The organism is Lentzea cavernae, assembly GCF_014653695.1.
Taxonomy (GTDB): domain Bacteria; phylum Actinomycetota; class Actinomycetes; order Mycobacteriales; family Pseudonocardiaceae; genus Lentzea; species Lentzea cavernae.
In genome coordinates, this window is the sequence record NZ_BNAR01000003.1 from 483,027 (window position 1) to 504,796 (window position 21,770).

Consider the following 21,770-nt stretch of genomic DNA (forward strand, 5'->3'; position numbering starts at 1 on the left):
GATGACGAAGATCGCGGTGCTCGGCGCGGGAAAGATCGGTGAAGCGCTGCTGTCCGGCCTTCTGCAGGGCGGCCGCGCGGCCACCGATCTGATGTTCACGGAGAAGCACGAGTCCCGTGCCAAGGCGCTGACCGAGCAGTACGGGTTCGAGGCCGTCACGGTCGCGGGCGCGGCGGCGCAGGCCGGCGTGCTGGTCGTGGCGGTCAAGCCGCAGGACATCGAGCCGTTGCTCACCGAGCTCGCGCCGGTGCTGCGTCCCGGCACCCTGATCGTCTCGCTGTGCGCGGGCCTGCCGACGGCCCTGTACGAGCGCAGGCTGCCCGAGGGCACCCCGGTGGTGCGGGTCATGCCGAACACGCCGATGGTCGTCGGTGAGGCGATGAGCGCCGTTTCCGGTGGTTCCAACGCGACCCCCGAGCACCTGAAGGTCGTCGAGGAGCTGCTGTCGACCGTGGGCAAGGTCGCGGTGGTGCCGGAGTCGCAGCAGGACGCGGTGACGGCGCTGTCGGGCTCAGGGCCCGCGTACTTCTTCTTCCTGGTCGAGGCGATGATCGATGCGGGCATCCTGCTCGGCATCCCGCGCGACCTTGCCTCGCAGCTCATCATCCAGTCCGCGGTGGGCGCCGCGACGATGCTCAACGAGGGCACCAACCACCCCGTGATCCTGCGCGAGGCGGTCACCTCGCCCGCCGGCACGACCATCATGGCCATCCGCGAGCTGGAGAAGCACGGCGTCCGCGCGGCCCTCCTGGCGGCCATCGAGAGCGCCCGCGACCGGTCCGTCGAGCTGGGGAAGCAGCACGAGGACTGACCGAAGTGAGGGCCCGGCCCCACTTGGACGTCGCAGGAGTCACACCAGTCCCGCTACTCTCAGGGCAGCACGTGCGTGTCGAACCGTCGGTGGGGAAGACCGACGGCACGACACGTGTCGAAGGATGCGGTGATTCATGCCTGCGAAGGAGAACGAACGAACGGGCCTCGCTCAGGTGCAGTTCCTGACGGTGGCCGAAGTGGCGTCGATGATGCGGGTCTCCAAGATGACCGTGTACCGCCTGGTGCACTCCGGCGAGCTGCCCGCTGTGCGGGTCGGCAAGTCGTTCAGGGTGCCGGAAAAAGCGGTGCACGCCTACCTGGAGAACGCGTACTTCGACGCTGGCTGAAAGCTGGCGAACCCCGCCGGGTAGACTGGTAGGCCGATCGTGCTTACCGGCGCGCCGTGCTTGACACGGCCAAGGCTGGGGCGCGCCAGTCAAAGCAACGTCTAGAGCTAAGGAACCCGCATGGGCTCGGTCATCAAGAAGCGCCGCAAGCGCATGTCGAAGAAGAAGCACCGCAAGCTGCTGCGCAAGACCAGGGTCCAGCGCAGGAAGCGCGGCAAGTAAGCCCGCATGCGCTCTGCCGCCGCCGTTCCCCTCTCGCAGGGGGCCGGCGGCGGTCGCGTTTTCTCCGGCGTCCTGACCTGTTCGGGGGCTTGCGCTGATCCGGGATGTCACTCCTCGGGACAGCGCGGCACACCACGGGAACGGGGGCCGCCGTTCGGGTGATAGGCCAGTAAAGGCTGCGTGACCTGCGTCAAGACGGCGTTCCGGCCCCCTCCGGTTTCCGAATCGGTCTGTAGCATCGACCAATCGCACCACCCTTCGTGCTTGGAGTCGCATGACGCCCAAGGTCGTCCTCGTCACCGGAGTCAGCCGCTTCCTCGGCGGCCACCTCGCCGCGCGCTTCGCCGCGAACCCGGACATCGAGCGCGTGCTCGGTGTGGACACCGAGCCGCCGCCACGCGATCTGCTGCGCCGGATGGGCCGTGCGGAGTTCGTGCGGGCCGACATCCGCAACCCGCTGATCAGCAAGGTCATCTCCACCGCGAACGTGGACACGGTCGTCCACGCCTCCGTCACCGCGAGCCCCGCCGGGCCCACCGGCCGCACGGTGATGAAGGAGATGAACGTCATCGGCACCATGCAGCTGCTGGCCGCGTGCCAGAAGTCGCCCAAGGTGCAGAAGCTCGTCGTGAAGTCCACCAGCGCCGTCTACGGGTCCAGCAGCCGCGACCCGGCGGTGTTCACCGAGGACATGGGTCCCAAGGACCTGCCGTCGTCCGGCTACGCCAAGGACGCGGTCGAGGTCGAGGGGTACGTGCGCGGGTTCGGCCGCCGCAGGCCGGACGTGAACGTCACCACGCTGCGCTTCACGAACTTCATCGGCCCGCGCATCGACACGGTGCTGACGCGCTACTTCGCCCTACCGGTCGTGCCCACCGTCATGGGCTACGACGCTCGTGTGCAGCTGCTGCACTCCGAGGACGCACTGGCGGTCCTGGAACGCGCGACGCTGCACGACCTGCCAGGCGTGTTCAACGTGGGAGGCGACGGCGTGCTGCTGCTGTCGCAGGCGATCAGGCGGGCGGGCAGGCTGAACCTGCCGGTGCCCAGCGGCGCCGTGCCCACCGTCGGAGGCTTCTTCCGGAGCGCCCGGCTCGTCGACTTCTCGCCCGACCAGATGAGGTTCCTCAACTGGGGGCGCGTGGTCGACACCACCCTGCTGAAGAAGGAGTTCGGGTTCACGCCGCGGTGGACCACCCAGCAGGCGTTCGACGACTACGTGAGCGGCCGGGGTCTGAAGCCGCTCATCGACCAGGAGACGATCGACGCCGCGGAACGGGGAATCCTCGACGCGGCCGCTCGTTTCCGCTGATCTTCGCCATGAGGAGATGAACGCAGTGGCAGGAGCACGCGTTATCCCGCTGCACGACCCGGAACGCGACGCCGCGCGCAGATCGCGCCACGTCGAGGTGGTTCCCGAGCCCGAGCAGCAGCAGTCCGCGACACCGGACTGGGAACGCAGGCTGACCGACCTGCTGTCGTTCGCGCGCAGGCGGATCGCGGGCGACTACCAGGTCGACGAGTTCGGGTTCGACCGCGACCTCACCGAGAACGTGCTGATGCCGCCGCTGAAGCCGTTGTACGAGAAGTGGTTCCGCGTCGAGACCATCGGCATGAACAACATCCCGCCGGCCGGTGGCGCGCTGATCGTGGCGAACCACTCCGGCACGGTGCCGCTCGACGCGCTGATGACGTCGTTCGGCATCGCGTCCGAGCACCCGGCCCACCGCCACATGCGCATGCTCGGCGCCGACCTGGTCTTCCGCACGCCGGTGCTGGGCGCGCTGGCCCGCAAGTCCGGCCAGACCCTGGCCTGCAACCCGGACGCCGAGCGGCTCATGTCGTCCGGTGAGCTCGTGGGCGTGTGGCCGGAGGGCTTCAAGGGCATCGGCAAGCCGTACAAGGACCGCTACAAGCTGCAGCGCTTCGGCCGCGGCGGCTTCGTGTCGGCGGCGCTGAAGACCGGTGCGCCGATCATCCCGTGCTCGATCGTCGGGGCCGAGGAGATCTACCCGATGATCGGCGACATCAAGGCGCTCGCCCGGTTGCTGGGCTTCCCGTACTTCCCGGTGACGCCGTTCTTCCCGCTGCTGGGCCCGCTGGGCGCCATCCCGCTGCCCTCGAAGTGGTACATCGAGTTCGGCGAGCCGATCCGCACCGACGTGTTCGGCGAGAACGCGGCCGACGACCCGATGCTCGTCTTCAACCTCACCGACCAGGTGCGGGAGACGATCCAGCAGACCCTGTACCGGCTGCTCACCCAGCGCCGAAACGTGTTCCTCGGCTGATCAGGTCCTGCACCTCGGCATAACCGAACGCCGGCGCCGTCCCCCCGTCGCGCACCGCCCGCGCGGTCGCGACGGTGTGGTGCAGGGCCGCCCTGAACAGCAGCGATCCCGTGCTGATCCTGCGCACACCGAGCTCGCCGAGCTCCTTCGGCGTGCGCTGCTGGGCCAGCACGTTCAGCGGTGCGAGGGCCGCGAGCCGCTCGATCTCACGCGGCTCGGTCAGGCCCGCCACGAAGATCCCGTCCGCGCCGGCGTCGACGTAGCGCCGCGCGCGGTCCTCGGTCTCCTCGAGGGCCGTGCCGAGCCAGTGGGTGTCGATGCGGGCGTTGAGGAACACGCCCGGCGCGCGCTCCTTGACGGCCCTGATGAGCTCCGCCTGCTCCTGCGGGGCGGCGAGGCCGTGCGGGCGGCCGTCCTCCAGGTTGACGCCCGCCACGCCGAGCCCGGCCACGAGCTCACCGACCTCCTCCGGCGCCGCGCCGAACCCGGACTCCAGGTCGGCCGTGACGGGGAACGGCAGGTCCGCGAGTATTCGCGCGAGCGCGACGGCCTGCACTCCCGCGAGCCCGGCGCCGTCCTCGATGCCGTGCGAGGCGGCCACCCCGAGGCTCGTCGTGCCGACCGCGAGGAACCCACCGGCGTGCAGGGCGACGGCCGACGCGTAGTCCCAGGCGTTCGGGAGGACCAGCGGCTCCGCCTGGTGGTGCATCGCCCTGAACGCCATGTTCTTGGCGATACGGGTGGCCAGGCGCCTCCCCGGGCAGACGTGGGGGCCGTGGCCGAACGGGTGCTCCTGGAGGCTGACCTCGACCACGCCCTCAGACGTCTGCCTGCGGGTGACCGGGACCGGCGGTGCGGTGTCGCCGGTGCCCAGGTGCCCGGCGAGGGCGTGCGTGGCGGCCCAGGCCTGCACGAGCAGGCCGATCCGAGCCGCAGCCTCCTCGTCGTGGTTCGTGACCAGTCGCTCCACGGCCGCGTCGGCGTTCGCGGTGATCGGCTCGTGGGGCTGGTAGCTCGGGGCGATCAGGGCGATGTCGTCCAGCGAGCCCGGCAGGCCGAGCGCGGTGGCGAGCTCGTCGAGGGTGGTGGCCTCCACGCCGTCCAGCAGCCGCTCGGTCAGGGCCCGCCTGCGGGTGTGCTCGTGGCCGTTGCTGAACCTGACGACGGACGACCTGAGCCACGCCACGCCGACGTCCCCCGGCGGGACGGACGGGACCGGCAGCAGCAGCTCTTCGCTCATGCCGCACGACGCTAGGGCCTGGACGGTTCGGCGCCGGCCGAAGCGTCCCGGCCGCAGAATGGCGGGGTGGAAGCACTCGCCCAGGTAGCCGGTCTGCTCGCGGACTCCACCCGCGCCGCCATCTGCGGCGCCCTGCTCGACGGACGGGCGTGGACGGCCCGCGAGCTGGCCGCCCACGCCGGGGTGGCCGCGTCGACCGCCAGCGAGCACCTGACGAGGCTCGTCGAGGGCGGCCTGCTGGTCGAGCACCGACAGGGACGGCACCGGTACGTGGCGCTGGCCGGGCCGCACGTCGCCGAGCTGCTGGAGGCGATGGCCGCGTTCGCCGGGCCGCGTGTACCGCCTCGCGGGTTGCGGGCGGCCGCGGTGTCGGAGGCGATGGCCAGGGGCCGGACCTGCTACGACCACCTCGCCGGTCGGCTCGGCGTCGCGCTGAAGGTGGGGCTGGTGGCGGCCGGGGTGCTGAGGACTGGGACGGCCGGGGTGGGCAACGGCGACCTCGCGACCGCCGACCTGGCCGCCTCCGACCTCACCATCACCGAGCCGGGCATGGTCTGGCTGAAGGAGCTCGGCTTCGAGCCGGGCAACCGCCGGCTCACCCGGCCCTGCCTCGACTGGACCGAGCGCGTCCCCCACCTGGCAGGCGCAGCCGGAGCGTTCCTCTGCGAGGTGTTCCTCGACCGCGGCTGGATCCGCCGGATCGGCACGTCCAGGGCCGTCCTGCTCACCCCCGAGGGCGAACAGGCGTGGAAGGACCTGGGCCTTACCTGACCCGGCGCCGGTAGGCCATCGTCGCGGCCACGGCACCGACGAGCGCGCCCGCGCCCAGGACCGACGGGACGCCGATCTTGGCCGCCTTGCGGCCGGTGCGGAAGTCGCGGATCTCCCAGCCCTTGCGCCGCGAGACCTCGCGCAGCTGCGAGTCCGGGTTGACGGCCACGGCGGTGCCCACGACGGACAGCATCGGGACGTCGTTGGACGAGTCCGAGTACGCGGTGCAGCGGCGCAGGTCGAGGCCCTCCTTGGCGGCCAGCGACCGCACGGCCTGTGCCTTGGCCTTGCCGTGCAGGAGGTCGCCGACGAGGCGGCCCGTGTAGATGCCGTTCTCCGACTCGGAGACGGTGCCGAGGGCGCCGGTCAGGCCGAGGCGGCGGGCGATGATCTGGGCGAGCTCGACGGGGGTGGCGGTGACGAGCCAGACGCGCTGACCTGCGTCGAGGTGCATCTGGGCGAGGGCCTGGGTGCCCTTCCAGATGCGGTCGGCCATCAGCTCGTCGTAGATCTCCTCGCCCAGCGAGACGAGTTCCGCGACGGTGCGGCCGGAGACGAACGACAGGGCCTGTTCGCGGGAGGCCTTGACGGACTCCGGGTCCTCGCGGCCGCCCACGCGGAACTTCAGCTGCTGCCAGACGAAACCCGCGAGGTCGGACGTGGAGAAGTACTTGCGCGCGGCGAGGCCGCGGGCGAAGTGGAAGATCGACGCGCCCATCATCATCGTGTTGTCCACGTCGAAGAAGGCCGCCGCCGTCAGGTCCGGTGGGACGGTCAGCGACGCTTCGAGCTCGGGCGCCATGGCGGCGGCCTGGATCGCCGCCTCTGCCGATGCCTCGCCGGCTAGCACGGCCAGCCGGTCGCTCTCCACGTCACGCTTGCTTGCCATGTCGCAAGCCTAGCGATCTGAGTGCCCAACCTGTTCAGAGCTGGTGCAGAACGCCTTGGGCGCGTCGAGACACCGATGTCGGTCACGGCACGTGTCCGGGCCATCACGGGGTGGTGTACGCCGTTCGGTGGAAGCGGATGATCTACTTGGGCCATGACCATGATCATTTCAGCCCTGTCCGAATTAACCGGTGACTGCGACACCGAGTCGTGGCGCCCGGAGCTGCTCGACGCGGGCCAGCTCGCGGACCTGTTCGCGAACCACCGGGTCACGGCGGTGCACGACCGCATCGACGAGCAGCTCGAGGAGCTGATCTCGGCACGCGGGCCCGGCCGGGTCCGAACACCCGGTGAGTGGGCCGCCGCCAAGGCCGAGGTGCTCGGCGGGCGGGATCCCGTCGATTACGGAACGTGGGCGTTCTATCCCTGGAACGGGCGGCTGGTGCACGTCCTGCCCCGCGACGAGTTCCGGTTCGTCCGCACCGACCGCAACCGCAACAAGATCACGCGCGAGGAGCAGCAGGTCCTGCTCGGCAAGCGCGTCGCGGTGATCGGCTTGTCCGTCGGCAACAGCGCCGCGATCACGGCCGCGATGGAGGGCGTCGGCGGCCGCTTCCGCCTCGCCGACTTCGACCGGCTGGGCCTGTCGAACCTCAACCGGCTGCGCGCTGGCGTGCACGACCTTGGCGTCGAGAAGACCGTGCTGTGCGCACGGCAGTTGTTCGAGCTCGACCCGTACCTCGACGTCGAGATCTGGCGAGCGGGCCTGACCGGCGAGAACCTCGCGGGCTTCCTCGACGGCGTGGACCTCGTCGTGGAGGAGTGCGACACGGCGTGGGTCAAGATCGCTGTGCGCGAGCAGGCGCGGGAACGACGCATCCCCGTGCTCATGGACACCAACGACCGCGGCCTGCTCGACGTCGAGCGCTTCGACCTGGAGCCGGACAGCCCCCTGCTGCACGGCCGTGTCGGAGACCTGAAAGCCGCCGACGTCGCGGGCCTCGACCGCGCCGGGATGGTGCGGCTCATGGTCCAGATGGTCGACGGGGACGCGATCAGCCCCGCGCTCACGCAGGCGATGACCGAGATCGGCCGCACGCTGAGCAGCTGGCCGCAGCTCGCCTCCGGGACGATGCTCGGCGGCGCGGTCGTCACCGACGCCGCGCGCCGGATTCTCCTCGGCAAGCCCCAGCCCTCCGGCCGCTACTACGTCGACCTCGACCGGCTCGTCGGAGGCGCGACGTGACCGTGCTCATCGGCCCCAACGTCCGGCTGCGCCCGCTGGAGGACGGCGACCTGCCCGTCTACCAGCGCGTCTACGGCAGTCCGGTGCTGACGCGGTACCTCGGCGTCGACCGGATGACGCCGGAGAAGGCCACCGCCGCGTTCTACACGCCCACCCCGCGCAAGCTCGTCTTCGCGATCACCACGCACGACGACGACACGATGGTCGGCATGATCGGTCTGCTGCTGGAGGAGTACGGCAGCAACGCGATGTGCACCGGCCTGGTCATCCTGCCCGGCGCACCCGTGAGGGGGTGCGGTTCGGAGGCGGGCAGGCTGCTGTTCGCGCACGCGTTCGGGCCGCTCGGCATCCACCGCGTGTGGGCGGGCCATCGCGCGGACCACGCGATGATGGGCAGCGTCATGACCGGCGCCGGCCTCGAACCCGAGGCGACCCTGCGCGAGCTGTTCCACACGCAGGGCGCCTGGCACGACGTCACCACCTACGCGGCGGTCGCGCACCGCTGGCGCGAGCAGGCGTCGCCGCTGGAGCTCGCGATCATGGACGGCGCGGTGCTCAGCCGAAGCTGATGCCCGGCAGCAGCGGCAGCGAGATGCTCGGCAGCGGGAGGGGCAGCGGGATCGTGATCCCCGGCTTGCCGCTCGTGGGCGGGGTGGACGTGCCCGGCTTCGACGTCGGTGCGGCCGACGTGCCCGGTGCCACCGACTGCGTGGGCCGCACCGACGGGTCGGCCGATCCGGACGGGACGGGAACGCCCGGCTGGGTCGGCTGCGCGGTGGACGGCCTGCTGCTCGGGGACGTGCCCGGGTCGGTGACGACCGAGGCGCACTCGTCCTTGGCGGGCAGCGGGCCGAGCGTGTCCGAGGAGCCGCTGGTCAGCGCGTTGCAGTCCACCCGTGCGGCCAGGTCGTGGGCCCGCTGGGCGATGCTCGCCAGCAGCCACATCGTGGTCTCGGCGTGGGCGCGCGCGTCGTCGGGCAGGCGCGGGCGCAGGGTGCCGACCTTCTCGTACTGGTCCAGCGCCCAGTCGCGGAGGTCGGGCAGCGCGGCCTTGTCGGACGCCGTCGCGTACGTGGTGAGCTGCCGCGAGCCCTCGACCGCGTCCGCGTCCAGGTCGGACAGGGCGGTGAGCTGGGCGGACGAGTCCGAGGAGCGGTCGGCCAGCGTCTCCATCTCGGTGACCCGGGACGCGGCGAACTCGAGGTGCTTGAGGGCTCGGTCCTGGTCGTCGAACGTCAGGCCGAGCGAGGCGCTTTCGGTGGTGCGCTTCACGCCGTAGAGCGGGTCTCCCGGGAGCGCGTCACGGCTGAGCAGCACGCTCATACCGGTGAGCGACAAGAGCAAGCACAGGACCGCGGCCGCTGCGACTGCCACTCGTGCGCGCGCTCCCACCCGTCTTACCGACGAGAGCACCAATGGCTTCTCGGGCGGAGGCGCGGTGAGGATGCGCTGTTTCATCCGTTCGCGTGTCCCGGCGTCCGGGCCGACGTCCATCCTCCGGAGGAGTTCGACGATCGCGAGGTCCTCCGCGAGGTCGTCGTTCCCCACCGGCTGAGGGCCGCCTTCAACGGCACGGGCGAATCGCTCGTGCTCCGTCTGCCGCCACCGCGGTGTTCTTCCCTTGCCGTCCATCTCAGCCCGAGTAACGAAGTTGATCTGCTTTGGGTTACGCCCCTGCGATCGCGATCACCGCAACCAGGACGGGAGGATCTGTGCGAGCCGCCTCACGGCCCGGTGTTGCAACGCCTTCACGGCGCCCTCGTTGCGGTCCATGAGCTGCGCGACCTCGGACACCGACTTCCCTTCGATGAACCTCAGCGTGATGCACTCGCGCTGGTCGTCACCCAACTGTGAGACGCACCGGAGCAGCTCCGCGTTGGTCGCCTCGGTCATGACCTCCTGCTCCGGGCCGCTCGTCTCCTCGCGGTTGTCCTGGAGCTCGGCTGTCGTGACCTCGAGCCGGTAGCGGCTCGACTTCACGTGGTCGAACACGATGTTGCGGGCGATCGTGACGAACCACGCGCCCACGTCACGGCCCTGGTAGCTGACCGAACCGATGCTCCGCAACGCGCGCAGGAACGTCTCGCTCGTCACGTCCTCGGCGAACGCGCGGTCGCCGCCCACCCGGAAGAGGACATAGCGAAAAACCATGTCGACGTACTTGTCGTACAGCACTCCGAACGCCTCGGTGTCACCCTGCTGGGCGGCCTTGACGAGCTGCCACGGCTCGTCGGCGTCGTCGTGCTGACCCCCCGTCATGGTCCGGGTGGTCCTGATCGTGTTCGGTCGTGCCCGCGCGGTCATCGGCTCGCGGCACCTCCACAGAGTCGCCGTGGCGGCAGCATACGTGTTGTTACTCCGTAGTAGGTAGCGGAAGGGCTTGCTGTGAAGAGACGTGCGAACCGCGACTTCATGACGCCCGTCACGCGTGGAAGACTGCTCGGAGCGTCCAGTTGTTCATGAGGAGGCCATGTTGACTTCCGCTCGCAATGTGTCAGATCTGGTCCGTGCCTCGGCACAGCGGGGACCCGGCCACGTCGCCTTGGTCGACGTGGCGAGCGGAAAGAGCCTCACGTGGGAAACCATCGACGGCGCGGTCGATGCTTTCGCCCGCCGTTTGGCCGATTCCGGACTCGAATCGGGCGACCGAGTGGCGGTACGGCTGCCCACGAGCCCCGAGTTCGTGGTCGCCGTGTTCGGAATTCTCCGCGCGGGCGGTGTCGTGGTGCCCACCGGCCCCGGCAACCCGCCGCGTGAGCTCCAGCGCATCCTGGCCGACTCGGGGGCCTCGTTGCTCGTGGGCGACGGCGAGGGCTCCGACGCCCAGGTGATCGACGTTCCGGACGTCACCGCGACCGCCGAGCCCTTCGAGGCCGTCCGCGGCGGCGAGGACCTGGCGGTGCTCGGTTACACCTCCGGCACGTCCGGGGTGCCGCGCGGCGCGATGCTGTCGCACCGCGCGCTGCTCGCGAACGTCTCGCAGTGCGCCTCGCTGCGCCCCGCCCCCGTGACGGCCGGCGACAGGGTGCTGCTCGCGCTGCCGCTGTTCCACGTCTACGGACTCGGCCCCGGCCTGCTGCAGACCGCGGGCGCGGGCGCCACGGCGATCCTGCTGGAGCGCTTCGACCCGTCCACCGTGCTGGACGTCATCGAGGAGCACCGCGTCACCACGATGGTCGGCGTGCCGCCCATGTACCGGGCGATGCTCGCCCACCCCACCGAACTGCTGCGCGAGAAGCTCGCCACCGTCCGCCTGTTCACCTCCGGCGCGGCCCCGCTGCCCGCGGGCGTCATCGCGGAGATGCGCGGCGCGATCGGCATCCCGATCTTCGAGGGCTACGGCCTGACCGAGACCGGCCCGGTGCTCACGTCCACGCTGGTCGGCGGCGTGCCGAAGCCGGGTTCGGTGGGTCAGGCGCTGCCGGGCGTCGAGATCCGCCTGGTCGACACCGACGGCTCGGTGCTCGACATCGACGAGGACGAGCCCGGCACCGGCCTGGTGTCCGCGAAGGGCGACAACCTCTTCAGCGGCTACTGGCCCGACGGCGCCCACGGCCCGGACTCCTCCGGCTGGTTCCGCACCGGTGACGTCGGCTTCATCGACGCCGACGGCGACCTGCACCTGGTCGACCGCGCGGGCGACCTGATCATCGTCAACGGCTTCAACGTCTACCCGCACGAGGTCGAACAGGTCGTCGGCGAGCTGGCCGAGGTCCTGGAGGCCGCGGCCGTGGGCGTGCCGGACGAGAGGACCGGCGAGTCCGTCAAGGTCGTGATCGTCCTGCGCGACGGCGAGGAGCTGACCACCGACGACGTGGTGGCCCACTGCGCCGCCCGGCTGGCCAAGTTCAAGGTGCCGACGGCGGTGGAGTTCGCCCCGGCCCTGCCGCACTCGCCGACCGGCAAGCTGGCGCGCGCCGTGCTGCGCAGGCCCCTGGGAGCATGAACCCATGTCCCACCACGTGACGTTGATGAGCCGGGTGTCGTGCCACTCCTGCGAGGAGGCGGCCGTCGAGATCGAACGGATCTGCGCCGAGCTGGGCGCGACCTGGTCGGTCGAGGACGTCGACAGCGACCCGGAGCTGCGCGCCGAGTACGGCGACCGGGTGCCGGTGTTCCTGGTCGACGGGGCGGAGCACGGGTACTGGAAGGTGGAGGAGGACCGCCTGCGGGCGGCCCTCGCGGGGTAGTTCCGGCCTCCGCGTCCGGGCATCCGGACGCGGAGTTGATTACCGGCCCCTTACGACCTGAGCGAACCGGGGCCGCGAGGGTGTCGAATGGAAGGCATGAAGCCCGCCAAGGCCGCACTCACCGGACTGCTCGCGCTCGTCGCCGCCCTCGCGGCCGGGCACCTGGTGGCGGCCTTCGTGGGCCTGAGCGCCTCCCCGTACCTGGCCGTGGGCAACGCCTTCATCGACATCACGCCGTCCTGGCTCAAGGACTTCGCGGTCACCACGTTCGGCACCGCGGACAAGCTCGTGCTGCTCCTCGGCATGGCCCTCGTCCTCGCGGGCATCGCCGTGGGGGCGGGGCTGGCCAGCAGGAACAGCCCGGCGCCGGGCACGTTGGTCGTCGTGCTGCTCGGGTTCGTGGGCGTGATCGCGGTCGTGACCAGGCCCGACGTCGGCCAGCTCGCCGTGCTCGCACCGGTCGTGAGCACCGCCGCGGGCGTCTACGTCTTCCGCTACCTGCACAGGGAGGCCGAGGAGAGCGACAGCCGGCGGGGGTTCCTGATCACGGCCGGGCTCGCCGTGACGGCGGGCGTGGCGGGGCAGCTGTTCGGCGCCAGGACGGACGTCGAGGGCAGCAGGCAGGCCGTCGGCGACCTCACGCCGAAGGTGAAGGCACCGGAGATCCCGCTCGGCGCGGACTTCGCCGGGGACGGCACCCCTAGCTTCATCACCAGCGGCAAGGACTTCTACCGCATCGACACGGCGCTGAGCGTGCCTCGGATCCGGGCGGAGGAGTGGGCGCTGCGGGTGCACGGCATGGTCGAGCGGCCGACGGTGCTCACGTTCGAGGAGATCCGCAGCCGGGACCTGGTCGAGGAGACCGTCACGCTGACGTGCGTCTCCAACGAGGTCGGCGGACCGTACATCTCCACCGCGAACTTCGTCGGCATCAGGATCGGCGACGTGCTCCGCGAAGCCGGCGTGAAGGCGGGTGCGGACCAGCTGTTCAGCACCAGCGACGACGGCTTCACGGCGGGCAGCCCGCTCGACTACGTCCTCGAACGCGGGCTGATCGCGATCGGCATGAACGGCGAACCGCTGCCGGCCGAGCACGGCTTCCCGGCGCGGCTCGTGGTGCCGGGCCTCTACGGCTACGTGTCCGCGACGAAGTGGGTCACCGACCTCAACGTCACCACGTTCGCGAAGGACCAGGGCTACTGGATCCCGCGCGGCTGGGCGACGCGGGCGCCGATCAAGGCCTCCTCGCGCATCGACCGTCCCAAGCGCATGGGCAAGGTCCAGGGCAAGACCATGATCGCCGGAACGGCGTGGGCCCAGCCCAAGGGCGTGGCGAAGGTCGAGGTGCGGGTCGACGGCGGACCGTGGCAGGAGACCGTGCTCGGAGCCGACGTCAGCGACACCACGTGGCGGATGTGGAAGATCGAGCTGGACCTGTCCCGGGGCAGTCACACGGCCGAGTGCCGGGCCACCGACAAGTCCGGCCAGACCCAGGACCAGGCGCGCCTCGACCCGGTTCCCGACGGTGCTACGGGATGGCATTCGGTCACCTTCACCGTCGAGTAGGCGCTCACCCCGTAGTGATCATGAACCGAGGAAGCGCTGGTCACGCCCTGTCACCGGTGCTGTGACACCTGATCACCGACTTTGTGCATGCGTTCACAAGCGGTACGGTGTGCACATCACCAATGCCGCGGAGACCCTGCGGTGAAGCACACCCGGAGGTCGGAGAGCGTGGCATCACAGCGGGGCGAAGGTGAGACGACCACCACCCCTGCGGAGCCTGCCGACAGGGAGCGCGCCCGTGCGATCCCCGAGGCGGCCGTGGCCAGGCTCGCCGTCTACCTCCGCGTCCTGTCCGGCATGGCCGACCAGGGCGTCACGGCGGTCTCCAGTGAAGAACTGAGCCAGGCGGCCGGCGTCAACGCGGCGAAGCTCCGCAAGGACCTGAGCTACATCGGCAGCTACGGCACGAGGGGCGTCGGGTACGACGTCGAGGTCCTCGTCAGCCACATCGAGCGCATCCTGGGCCTGACCCGCAACCACTCGGTCGCCGTGGTCGGCATCGGTAACCTTGGTCACGCTCTCGCGAACTACGGCGGCTTCCCCGGCCGCGGGTTCCCGGTCACCGCCCTCTTCGACGTGGACGACGATCTCGTCGGAATCCCTGTTGGGGGCATTCCCGTCAACCACATCGACGAGATCACCGCGATCTGCGTGGAGCGCGAGGTGTCGATCGGTGTCATCGCGACGCCGCCGCCCGCCGCCCAGTCGGTTTGCGACCGTTTGGTATCTGCGGGCGTCCAGTGCATTCTTAATTTCGCACCGGTTGTCCTTCAGGTTCCAGACAACGTCGAGGTGCGCAAGGTTGACTTGGCGGTCGAGATGCAGATCCTGTCGTTCCACGTCGCTCGACGTGCGGACGAGGCTGCCAGCGTCTCGGTCGGCAACAACGGACTCGGTGTGGACGGGATGGTGATTCGCCCGTGAGCGAGAGCCAAACGGCTCCGGCAGACGTGGTGATGACTGCATGAGCGTGCTCGTAGTCGGTCTGTCGCACCGCACCGCCCCAGTCCCGGTCCTCGAACGCGTCACCGTGGCCGAGCCGGACCTGCCCAAGGTCCTGGGCCAGCTGCTCGCCGCCCCCAGCGTCTCCGAGGCGATGGTCCTGTCGACCTGCAACAGGGTCGAGGTCTACGCCGTCGTCGAGTCGTTCCACGGCGGTATGTCCGAGGTCGTCGAGGTTCTCGCGCAGCACGCGCAGATCGAGCCCCAGTCGCTCTACGAGCACTTCTACGTGCACTACGCCGCCGCTGCCGTCGAGCACCTGTTCTCCGTCGCGGCCGGCCTCGACTCGATGGTCGTCGGCGAGTCCCAGATCCTCGGTCAGCTGCGCGGTGCGTACGCGGCGGCGGACGAGGCGGGCACCGTCGGCAAAACCGTCCACGAACTCACGCAGAACGCGCTGCGCGTCGGCAAGCGCGTGCACACCGAGACCGGCATCGACCACGCGGGCGCGTCGGTCGTGTCCGAGGCCCTCGGTGACGCCGAGGCCGAGCTGGGCACCCTCGTGGGCAAGCGCGCGCTGCTCGTCGGCGCCGGCGCCATGGGCGGCCTGGCCGCCGCCCACCTGCGCCGCGCGGGCGTCGGCGAGGTCGTCATCGCGAACCGCACGCAGGCCAACGGTGTGCGTCTCGCCACGTCGCTCAAGGCCGAGGGCGTCCCCGCGACGGCCGTCGACCTGGCCGCGCTGCCCGTCGAGGTCGACCTCGCGGACATCGTCTTCGCGTGCACCGGGTCGGTCGGCACGACGGTCCGCGCGGACATGATCAGCAAGCGGTCGCGGCCCCTCGTGGTGTGCGACCTGGGCCTGCCCAAGGACGTCGACCCGGCCGCGGCCGAGCTGCCGAACGTTCGTGTGGTGGACCTGGAGACGTTGCAGCGCCGTCTCTCCGACGCGCCTGCCGGCCAGGACGCCCGTCTCGCGGCGACGCTGGTCGCCGACGAGGTCAAGGCCTACCTCGCGGGACAGCGCTCCGCCGAGGTCACGCCGACCGTCACGGCCCTGCGCAAGCGCGCGGCCGAGGTGGTCGACGCCGAACTGCTCCGTCTTGATTCGCGACTTCCCGAACTGGACCCCGCGACACGCGGTGAATTGGCCAAGACGGTGCGCCGCGTTGTAGACAAGCTCCTGCACACGCCGACCGTCAGGGTGAAGGAGCTCGCCTCCGCCCCTGGTGGTACCGGCTACGCGGAGGCTCTCCGCGAGCTGTTCGGGCTCGACCCCCAGACGCCTGGGGTTGTCAGTCAGACCAAGTCTTCAGTGGATGGTGAAACGCGGTGACCCGCACCCTACGGATGGGTACCCGAGGCAGCGCACTGGCGCTCGCGCAGACGGGGACCGTCGCCGAGGCGCTCAGGGCTGCCGGAGCTCAGGTCGAGATCGTCGTCGTCAAGACGCCGGGCGACCTCTCCGACGCGCCGATCGCGCAGATCGGCATCGGTGTCTTCACGTCGGCCCTGCGCGACGCGCTGGCGGCCGGCGAGATCGACATCGCTGTCCACTCCTACAAGGACCTCCCCACCGCGCCGGACCCCCGTCTGGTGCTCGCGGCCGTGCCCGTGCGCGAAGACCCGCGCGACGCCCTCGTGGCGCGCGACGGTCTCACGCTCGGCGAGCTGCCGCCGGGGTCCACTGTGGGCACCGGTTCCCCTCGCCGTGCCGCGCAGCTGGAGGCCCTCGGCCTCGGGCTGAACATCGTTCCGTTGCGCGGCAACGTGGACACGCGCATCGGCAAGGTCCGCAACGGTGAGCTCGACGCGGTGGTGCTGGCTCGCGCCGGCATCTCGCGCCTCGGCCGCACGAGTGAGATCACCGAGAACCTGGAGCCCATCCAGATGCTTCCCGCACCCGCGCAGGGTGCGTTGGCAGTCGAGTGCCGGGTCGACGACGTCGACGCCGAGCACCTGATCCAGTCCACTTTGGACGATTCGGCCAGCCGGGCCGCTGTGACCGCTGAGCGCGCCATGCTGGCCGCGCTCGAGGCGGGCTGCAGCGCGCCGGTCGGCGCGCTGGCCGATGTGGTGGAAGACCTCGACGACGACGGGAAGGTCGTGTACCGACTTTCCCTGCGCGGGGTCGCAGCGACGCCGGAGAACGATCTCCTCCGCGCGTCCGCCACCGGTGACTTGACCGAAGCTGAGGGACTCGGCCGGGCGCTGGCCGCCGAGTTGCTCGACCTCGGGGCCGCGGTTCTCAGCGGTCCAGAGGCGTAATCGATGGGGAGTGCCCTGATGACCCGCGCACGCAAGACCCCCGGACGCGTCGCCTTCGTGGGCTCCGGCCCCGGCGACACCGGGCTGCTCACGGTCCGGGCCCACGACTTGCTCACCAGGGCTGAACTCGTGGTCACGGACCCGGACGTCCCTGCGGACGTCCTCGCGACCGTGCCGGAGGGAGTCGAGGTCCGCCCCGCTGTCGGTGAGTCCGCCGACGTGGCCAAGGACCTGGTGAACGAGGCGCGCAACGGTGCGACCGTCGTCCGCCTCGTCGCGGGTGACCCGCTGACGCTCGACTCGGTCGTCAAGGAAGCGCAGGCCGTCGCGAAGTCGACGATCCCGTTCGACGTCGTTCCGGGTGTGCCCTCGGGCACCGCGGTTCCGGCGTACGCGGGTGTCGCGCTCGGTGGCGTGCACACCGAGGTCGACGTGCGCGCCGTGACGGACTGGGCGGGCCTCGCGGCCTCGCCCGGCACGCTCGTGCTGCACGCGACCGGTTCGCACCTGGCCGAGGCCGCGTCGAACCTGGTCGAGAACGGCCTCGCGCCGCAGACCCCGGTCGCCGTGACCGCCGAGGGCACGGGCTTCCAGCAGCGCACCATCGACACCACGCTGGCCGCCGTCGCGGCCGACGCCGGTGAGATGGGCGGCCCGCTGGTCGTCACGGTCGGCGCTGCCGCCGCAGCGCGCTCGAAGCTCTCCTGGTGGGAGTCGCGGGCGCTCTACGGCTGGCGGGTGCTGGTCCCGCGGACCAAGGAACAGGCCGGCGCGATGTCCGAGCGCCTGCACTCGCACGGCGCGATCGCCGTCGAGGTGCCGACGATCTCGGTCGAGCCGCCCCGCAGCCCCGCGCAGATGGAGCGCTCGGTCAAGGGTCTCGTCGACGGCCGCTACCAGTGGGTCGTCTTCACCTCGACCAACGCCGTCCGCGCGGTGTGGGAGAAGTTCCGCGAGTTCGGCCTGGACGCCCGTGCGTTCTCCGGCGTGAAGATCGCCTGCGTCGGCGAGGCCACGGCCGCGAAGGTGCGCTCGTTCGGCATCATCCCCGAGCTCGTGCCGTCCGGTGAGCAGTCGTCCGAGGGTCTCCTCAACGACTTCCCGCCCTACGACGACATCCTCGACCCCGTCGACCGCGTGCTGCTGCCGCGGGCCGACATCGCCACGGAGACGCTGGCCGCGGGCCTGCGCGAACGTGGCTGGGAGATCGACGACGTGACGGCGTACCGCACCGTGCGTGCGGCCCCGCCGCCCGCCGACACCCGCGAAATGATCAAGTCCGGTGGCTTCGACGCGGTGTGCTTCACCTCGTCGTCCACGGTCCGGAACCTGGTCGGCATCGCGGGCAAGCCGCACGCCCGCACGCTCGTCGCGTGCATCGGCCCGCAGACCGCCGAGACGGCGCGGGAGTTCGGCCTCCGGGTCGACGTGCAGCCCGAGGAGGCGAACGTGCCCGCGCTGGTCGACGCGCTGGCAGCCCACGCCGCCCGGTTGCGCGCCGAGGGAGCGCTGCCTCCTCCGCGCAAGACCAAGCGTCTGCGCCGCAGCTAGTTCACGAAGCCGTCGGGGCCGCTCAAGATCCTTTGAGCGGCCCCTTCGACTCTCTCCGTCAGGGAGTCAGAAGATGTACCCACTTCACCGGCCGAGGCGTCTGCGCACGACGCCCGCCATGCGCCGCCTGGTCTCCGAGACCGAGGTGCGCCCCCGTCAGCTCGTGCTGCCGATGTTCGTCAAGGAAGGCCTGTCCGAGCCCGCTGAGATCAGCAGCATGCCGGGCGTCCTGCAGCACACGCGAGACTCGCTGCGGAAGGCCGCGGTCGAGGCCGTGCAGGCGGGGGTCGGCGGCATCATGCTGTTCGGCGTCCCGTCCGAGCGCGACGCCGTCGGTTCTGCCGGCACCGACCCGGACGGCGTCCTCAACGCCTCCCTGGGCGACCTGCGCGCGGAACTGGGCGACACCACCGTGCTCATGTCCGACTGCTGCCTCGACGAGTTCACCGACCACGGCCACTGCGGCGTGCTCGCCGCCGACGGCACCGTGGACAACGACGCGACCCTGCAGGCCTACGGCGAACTCGCCGTCGCCCAGGCCCGCGCCGGCGCCCACGTCGTCGGCCCCAGCGGCATGATGGACGGCCAGATCGCCTTCATCCGCAACGCCCTGGACGCCGCGGGCTTCACCGACACCGGCATCCTCGCGTACGCGGTCAAGTACGCCTCGGCGTTCTACGGCCCGTTCCGCGACGCCGTCGAGTCGCAGCTCGCGGGCGACCGCAAGACCTACCAGCAGGACCCGGCGAACGCCCGCGAGGCGATGCGCGAGGTGGCGCTGGACCTCGCCGAGGGCGCGGACATGGTCATGGTCAAGCCCGCCCTGCTGTACCTGGACGTGCTGCGCTCGGTCGCCGAGGTCTCGGACGTTCCCGTTGCGGCGTACCAGATCTCGGGCGAGTACGCGATGATCGAGGCCGCGGCTGCCAACGGCTGGATCGACCGCGAGCGCTCGATCCTCGAGTCGCTCACGTCCATCCGCCGCGCCGGAGCGGACATCGTGCTCACCTACTGGGCAGTGGAAGCCGCCCGGTGGCTCGACAGGTAACCGTTGTCCCGAAGCTGATCGACGTCGCGCGCTGGTTGTGGATCGCCAGCGCGTGCGTCGGCATGCTGAGGTTCGTCGCACAGCTCTTCGACCGCGAGATGCTCGTGTCCGAGGCGCGTCGCCAGAACCCGGCGATGAGCCAGGACCAGATCGACGCGGGCGTGAACGGCGGTGTCCTCTTCGGACTCGTGATCGCCGTCGCCGTGCTCGTCGCGTACACGCGGCTGGCGAACACGATGGCGCGTGGCCGCAACTGGGCGCGGATCGTGCTGACGGTGCTGGGCGGTGCGTCCGTCGCGTTCGGACTGTTCCGGCTCGGTGCCTGGGGCAGCGGTGCCGCGGCCTCGCTCGGGGTGGAGATGCAGCCGGTCGACCTGGCCGTCACGGCGGTCACCACGGTGCTGGACGCGTCCGCGATCGTGCTGATGTACCGGGTGTCCGCGCACTTCGCGAAGCGGGTCGCGGTGGACACCGACTCCCCGCGCACATAGGTTCGCGAGCGTGACGTCTCCGAAGGAATCGGGCACCCCCGGCACGATCAACGCGGGCTACTGGCTCGTGGTCGCCGGCTCGGCGCTGGGCGTGCTGGCCGCGTTGTACGTGCTGCTCAACAAGCAGGCGCTCGTCGACGCCGCCGTGCAGGCCAACAAGGACCCGAAGATCACGTCCGAGATGATCGCCTCGACCATGAACGTCCTGGTGACCGTCTCGCTGGTCGTGACGCTCGTGCTGGCCGGCCTCGCCGCCTGGCTGGCGGGCAAGGTGAGGGCGGGGATCAAGAAGAGCCGCACCGGCCTGATGATCACGCTGCTGATCGGGTTGTTCTTCCAGATGGTCACGAACACGCTCGGCATCGTCACGGCGCTGATCGCCGTGGCCGGTCTGGTGCTGTTCTACTTCCGGCAGTCGACGGACTACCTGACCGAGCGCGAGCAACTGACGTGACGGACCAGGACACGCCCAGGCCGGTGCGCATCGCGGTCGGGTTGTGGCTCGCGACGGCCGTGTTCGTGGTGTTCACCACGGCCGGGCTGTGGTTCCAGCGCGGTGAGGTCCAGCGGCTGACGAACTGGTCGTCCGGACAGGTCACGAGCTTCCTGGCCACGTTGTCCGGGGTCGCGCTGGTGTTCGTGGCTGCCTACGTGCTGCTGACCCGGCTGTTCCTCAAGCGCAGGAACTGGGCGCGGATCACGCTGTCGTTCGTCGCGATCGCGCACATGGTCTGGATCCTGTTCGTGGGGATCAGCGCGTCGAACTTGGTCACGTTGCTGCTCATCTGCGCCGCGATCGTCTTCACGTGGCAGGCGCGTACGGCACAGTGGATCGCGGAGGTGCGTGAGCCGTGACCAACCCGCAGGACCCGTGGCGCAACCCGGCCGACGACGTGCAGTGGCAGAACCCCGCGAGCGGGTATCCCGCCACCGGCGGCTATCCGGTGGTGCCGGGGCAGTACCAGGTGAACCAGGTGGGCCAGGCGGGCTTCGGGATGGCTCCGCTCGCCCCCGTGCTGCCGCAGGAGATGGCGCCGCCGCGACCGCCGACGATCACCGCCGCCATGTGGATCTGGATCGCGGGCGCGGTGCTGTCCGTCGCCGTGATCCCCGTGCTGCTGCTCGTGAACGCCGACTTCCTGATCGCGGGAGACCGCACGCGCATGTCCGTGGAGGAGCGCGAGGCCAGTGAGCTCGGCCTGCGCGCCGTCTCGGTGATGGCGGGCTTCGCGATGCTCGTGGCCGCCGCGCCCTACATCGCGTTCGCGATCGTGCTGCGCAACGGCCAGAACTGGGCGCGCATCCTGCTGACGATCCTCGGGGCGCTCGGCGTCCTGTCGATGGTCGTGACGCTGGCGCTCGAACTGCAGCTGCCGGTGTGGCAGCCGGGGGCCGCGCTCTGCGTCGTCGTGATCGGGCTGACCGTCGCGGCCGTGGTGCTGCAGTTCCTGCCCGCCTCGAACAGGTACGTCCGCTAGTGCTCTACCGCGAGTCCGGCAGCAGCTGGTGGCCGTTGTTGTGGGGACCGGCGTTCGCCGTGGCCGGGTACTTGATCGAGCTGATCACCGGGCCCGCGTCCGTGGCGCTGTGGGCGATCGTCGGACTCGTGCTGACGCTCTGCGCGGTGCTGTGGGTGAACCTGCGGGTGAAGACCGGCAGCATCGTGCTGACGACCGAAGAGGCCCAGTTCGGGCGCGAGAAGGTGCCGGTCGCGATGATCGAGGCCGCCGAGGACGTCGGCGCGCCCACCGGCGCGAAGGTGCTCGGTGGCGGCTGGTCGGTGCCCAAGGGCACGACGGCGGTGCCGCTGCGGCTGGTCGACGGAACGGTGGTGCTGGGGTGGGCGCGCGATCCGGAAGCCTTCCTCGCGGCGCTGCGCCGGGTCGTGAGAAGGTGAGC

General features: G+C 70.6%; 25 protein-coding genes. 21 read left to right on the top strand and 4 right to left on the bottom strand.

From position 1 onward, the window contains the following. Position 1: 1 nt before the first annotated feature. The 5 genes from proC (at position 2) to IE307_RS12480 (ending at position 3,670) form a co-directional block, all read left to right on the top strand. Positions 2–811, top strand: coding sequence for a pyrroline-5-carboxylate reductase (gene proC, locus IE307_RS12460; protein ID WP_191298056.1), 810 nt, complete (start codon positions 2–4; stop codon positions 809–811). Positions 812–947: 136 nt separating this feature from the next. After that, positions 948–1,160 (top strand): helix-turn-helix domain-containing protein, encoded by a 213-nt coding sequence (locus IE307_RS12465; protein ID WP_030477960.1) that lies wholly within the window; start codon positions 948–950, stop codon positions 1,158–1,160. A 120-nt stretch (positions 1,161–1,280) separates the two neighbouring features. Then, positions 1,281–1,382: a 30S ribosomal protein bS22 gene (locus IE307_RS12470; protein WP_015105422.1), complete on the top strand. Its 102-nt coding sequence runs from the start codon at positions 1,281–1,283 to the stop codon at positions 1,380–1,382. A gap of 274 nt (positions 1,383–1,656) precedes the next feature. Beyond that, positions 1,657–2,694 carry an NAD-dependent epimerase/dehydratase family protein gene (locus IE307_RS12475; protein ID WP_191298057.1) on the top strand — a complete coding sequence of 346 codons (1,038 nt, stop codon included), beginning with the start codon at positions 1,657–1,659 and terminating at the stop codon, positions 2,692–2,694. A 16-nt stretch (positions 2,695–2,710) separates the two neighbouring features. Continuing rightward, entirely contained in the window at positions 2,711–3,670 is a 960-nt protein-coding gene (locus IE307_RS12480) for a lysophospholipid acyltransferase family protein (protein WP_191298058.1), read from the top strand. On the opposite strand, the gene IE307_RS12485 is transcribed toward IE307_RS12480, so the two are convergent. Then, positions 3,639–4,910, bottom strand: coding sequence for an isocitrate lyase/PEP mutase family protein (locus IE307_RS12485; protein ID WP_191298059.1), 1,272 nt, complete (start codon positions 4,908–4,910; stop codon positions 3,639–3,641). The genes IE307_RS12480 and IE307_RS12485 overlap by 32 nt on opposite strands. A 66-nt stretch (positions 4,911–4,976) precedes the next feature. On the opposite strand from IE307_RS12485, the gene IE307_RS12490 reads away from it, so the two are divergent. Continuing rightward, positions 4,977–5,681 carry an ArsR/SmtB family transcription factor gene (locus tag IE307_RS12490; protein ID WP_191298060.1) on the top strand — a complete coding sequence of 235 codons (705 nt, stop codon included), beginning with the start codon at positions 4,977–4,979 and terminating at the stop codon, positions 5,679–5,681. Here IE307_RS12490 and IE307_RS12495 read toward each other — a convergent pair. Further along, a complete protein-coding gene (locus IE307_RS12495) occupies positions 5,674–6,570 on the bottom strand; it encodes an HAD family hydrolase (RefSeq protein ID WP_191298061.1) in 897 nt (298 codons plus the stop codon). The two genes, IE307_RS12490 and IE307_RS12495, sit on opposite strands and share 8 nt — an antisense overlap. Positions 6,571–6,723: 153 nt before the next feature. Here IE307_RS12495 and IE307_RS12500 point away from each other — a divergent pair, with 153 nt between their 5' ends. Next, positions 6,724–7,815, top strand: a complete 1,092-nt coding sequence (locus IE307_RS12500; RefSeq protein ID WP_191298062.1) for a ThiF family adenylyltransferase — start codon at positions 6,724–6,726, stop codon at positions 7,813–7,815. Next, on the top strand, positions 7,812–8,384 hold the full coding sequence (locus tag IE307_RS12505) for a GNAT family N-acetyltransferase (RefSeq protein WP_191298063.1): 573 nt from the start codon (positions 7,812–7,814) through the stop codon (positions 8,382–8,384). The genes IE307_RS12500 and IE307_RS12505 overlap by 4 nt, the downstream gene beginning before the upstream one ends. Here IE307_RS12505 and IE307_RS12510 read toward each other — a convergent pair. Both IE307_RS12510 and IE307_RS12515 read right to left on the bottom strand, forming a co-directional pair. Next, a complete protein-coding gene (locus IE307_RS12510) occupies positions 8,371–9,363 on the bottom strand; it encodes a DUF5667 domain-containing protein (protein ID WP_191298064.1) in 993 nt (330 codons plus the stop codon). The genes IE307_RS12505 and IE307_RS12510 overlap by 14 nt on opposite strands. Before the next feature lie 138 nt (positions 9,364–9,501). After that, entirely contained in the window at positions 9,502–10,074 is a 573-nt protein-coding gene (locus tag IE307_RS12515; RefSeq protein WP_229904647.1) for a sigma-70 family RNA polymerase sigma factor, read from the bottom strand. A 211-nt stretch (positions 10,075–10,285) separates the two neighbouring features. Between IE307_RS12515 and IE307_RS12520 the strand changes: the two genes are divergently transcribed. The 13 genes from IE307_RS12520 to mce1N all read left to right on the top strand — a co-directional run bounded on the left by IE307_RS12520 (position 10,286) and on the right by mce1N (position 21,768). Next, on the top strand, positions 10,286–11,761 hold the full coding sequence (locus IE307_RS12520; RefSeq protein WP_191298066.1) for an AMP-binding protein: 1,476 nt from the start codon (positions 10,286–10,288) through the stop codon (positions 11,759–11,761). Between the two features lie 4 nt (positions 11,762–11,765). Beyond that, positions 11,766–12,005, top strand: coding sequence for a glutaredoxin family protein (locus IE307_RS12525; RefSeq protein WP_191298067.1), 240 nt, complete (start codon positions 11,766–11,768; stop codon positions 12,003–12,005). Between the two features lie 96 nt (positions 12,006–12,101). After that, positions 12,102–13,571: a molybdopterin-dependent oxidoreductase gene (locus IE307_RS12530; protein ID WP_229904648.1), complete on the top strand. Its 1,470-nt coding sequence runs from the start codon at positions 12,102–12,104 to the stop codon at positions 13,569–13,571. Positions 13,572–13,739: 168 nt separating this feature from the next. Beyond that, positions 13,740–14,495: a redox-sensing transcriptional repressor Rex gene (locus IE307_RS12535; RefSeq protein ID WP_373305994.1), complete on the top strand. Its 756-nt coding sequence runs from the start codon at positions 13,740–13,742 to the stop codon at positions 14,493–14,495. Positions 14,496–14,535: 40 nt separating this feature from the next. Then, a complete protein-coding gene (locus IE307_RS12540) occupies positions 14,536–15,849 on the top strand; it encodes a glutamyl-tRNA reductase (protein ID WP_191298070.1) in 1,314 nt (437 codons plus the stop codon). After that, on the top strand, positions 15,846–16,781 hold the full coding sequence (gene hemC, locus IE307_RS12545; RefSeq protein WP_191298071.1) for a hydroxymethylbilane synthase: 936 nt from the start codon (positions 15,846–15,848) through the stop codon (positions 16,779–16,781). Before IE307_RS12540 ends, hemC begins: the two co-directional genes overlap by 4 nt. 18 nt (positions 16,782–16,799) lie before the next feature. Then, the gene (locus tag IE307_RS12550; RefSeq protein WP_191298072.1) at positions 16,800–18,332 is read left to right on the top strand and encodes a bifunctional uroporphyrinogen-III C-methyltransferase/uroporphyrinogen-III synthase; all 1,533 of its coding nucleotides are present in this window, start codon (positions 16,800–16,802) and stop codon (positions 18,330–18,332) included. A gap of 73 nt (positions 18,333–18,405) precedes the next feature. Further along, positions 18,406–19,380: a porphobilinogen synthase gene (gene hemB / locus IE307_RS12555; RefSeq protein WP_191298073.1), complete on the top strand. Its 975-nt coding sequence runs from the start codon at positions 18,406–18,408 to the stop codon at positions 19,378–19,380. Further along, positions 19,365–19,871, top strand: a complete 507-nt coding sequence (locus IE307_RS12560; RefSeq protein WP_191298074.1) for a hypothetical protein — start codon at positions 19,365–19,367, stop codon at positions 19,869–19,871. The genes hemB and IE307_RS12560 overlap by 16 nt, the downstream gene beginning before the upstream one ends. Before the next feature lie 10 nt (positions 19,872–19,881). Beyond that, positions 19,882–20,325: a hypothetical protein gene (locus IE307_RS12565; protein ID WP_191298075.1), complete on the top strand. Its 444-nt coding sequence runs from the start codon at positions 19,882–19,884 to the stop codon at positions 20,323–20,325. Next, entirely contained in the window at positions 20,322–20,726 is a 405-nt protein-coding gene (locus tag IE307_RS12570; RefSeq protein WP_191298076.1) for a hypothetical protein, read from the top strand. Before IE307_RS12565 ends, IE307_RS12570 begins: the two co-directional genes overlap by 4 nt. After that, complete coding sequence (locus IE307_RS12575) at positions 20,723–21,349, top strand: hypothetical protein (protein ID WP_191298077.1); 627 nt, start codon at positions 20,723–20,725, stop codon at positions 21,347–21,349. Before IE307_RS12570 ends, IE307_RS12575 begins: the two co-directional genes overlap by 4 nt. Next, on the top strand, positions 21,349–21,768 hold the full coding sequence (gene mce1N / locus IE307_RS12580) for a transport-regulating membrane protein Mce1N (protein WP_191298078.1): 420 nt from the start codon (positions 21,349–21,351) through the stop codon (positions 21,766–21,768). Before IE307_RS12575 ends, mce1N begins: the two co-directional genes overlap by 1 nt. Positions 21,769–21,770: the final 2 nt, after the last annotated feature.

Excerpts from the sequence above, each read along its gene's own strand:
- IE307_RS12515 (WP_229904647.1), bottom strand. The coding sequence starts at position 10,074 with ATGACGGGGGGTCAGCACGACGACGCCGACGAGCCGTGGCAGCTCGTC.
- IE307_RS12475 (WP_191298057.1), top strand. The coding sequence starts at position 1,657 with ATGACGCCCAAGGTCGTCCTCGTCACCGGAGTCAGCCGCTTCCTCGGC.
- proC (WP_191298056.1), top strand. The coding sequence starts at position 2 with ATGACGAAGATCGCGGTGCTCGGCGCGGGAAAGATCGGTGAAGCGCTG.
- IE307_RS12470 (WP_015105422.1), top strand. The coding sequence starts at position 1,281 with ATGGGCTCGGTCATCAAGAAGCGCCGCAAGCGCATGTCGAAGAAGAAG.
- IE307_RS12465 (WP_030477960.1), top strand. The coding sequence starts at position 948 with ATGCCTGCGAAGGAGAACGAACGAACGGGCCTCGCTCAGGTGCAGTTC.
- IE307_RS12530 (WP_229904648.1), top strand. The coding sequence starts at position 12,102 with ATGAAGCCCGCCAAGGCCGCACTCACCGGACTGCTCGCGCTCGTCGCC.
- IE307_RS12485 (WP_191298059.1), bottom strand. The coding sequence starts at position 4,910 with ATGAGCGAAGAGCTGCTGCTGCCGGTCCCGTCCGTCCCGCCGGGGGAC.
- IE307_RS12500 (WP_191298062.1), top strand. The coding sequence starts at position 6,724 with ATGACCATGATCATTTCAGCCCTGTCCGAATTAACCGGTGACTGCGAC.
- IE307_RS12525 (WP_191298067.1), top strand. The coding sequence starts at position 11,766 with ATGTCCCACCACGTGACGTTGATGAGCCGGGTGTCGTGCCACTCCTGC.
- hemB (WP_191298073.1), top strand. The coding sequence starts at position 18,406 with ATGTACCCACTTCACCGGCCGAGGCGTCTGCGCACGACGCCCGCCATG.
- IE307_RS12520 (WP_191298066.1), top strand. The coding sequence starts at position 10,286 with ATGTTGACTTCCGCTCGCAATGTGTCAGATCTGGTCCGTGCCTCGGCA.
- IE307_RS12480 (WP_191298058.1), top strand. The coding sequence starts at position 2,711 with ATGAACGCAGTGGCAGGAGCACGCGTTATCCCGCTGCACGACCCGGAA.
- IE307_RS12540 (WP_191298070.1), top strand. The coding sequence starts at position 14,536 with ATGAGCGTGCTCGTAGTCGGTCTGTCGCACCGCACCGCCCCAGTCCCG.
- IE307_RS12495 (WP_191298061.1), bottom strand. The coding sequence starts at position 6,570 with ATGGCAAGCAAGCGTGACGTGGAGAGCGACCGGCTGGCCGTGCTAGCC.
- IE307_RS12550 (WP_191298072.1), top strand. The coding sequence starts at position 16,800 with ATGACCCGCGCACGCAAGACCCCCGGACGCGTCGCCTTCGTGGGCTCC.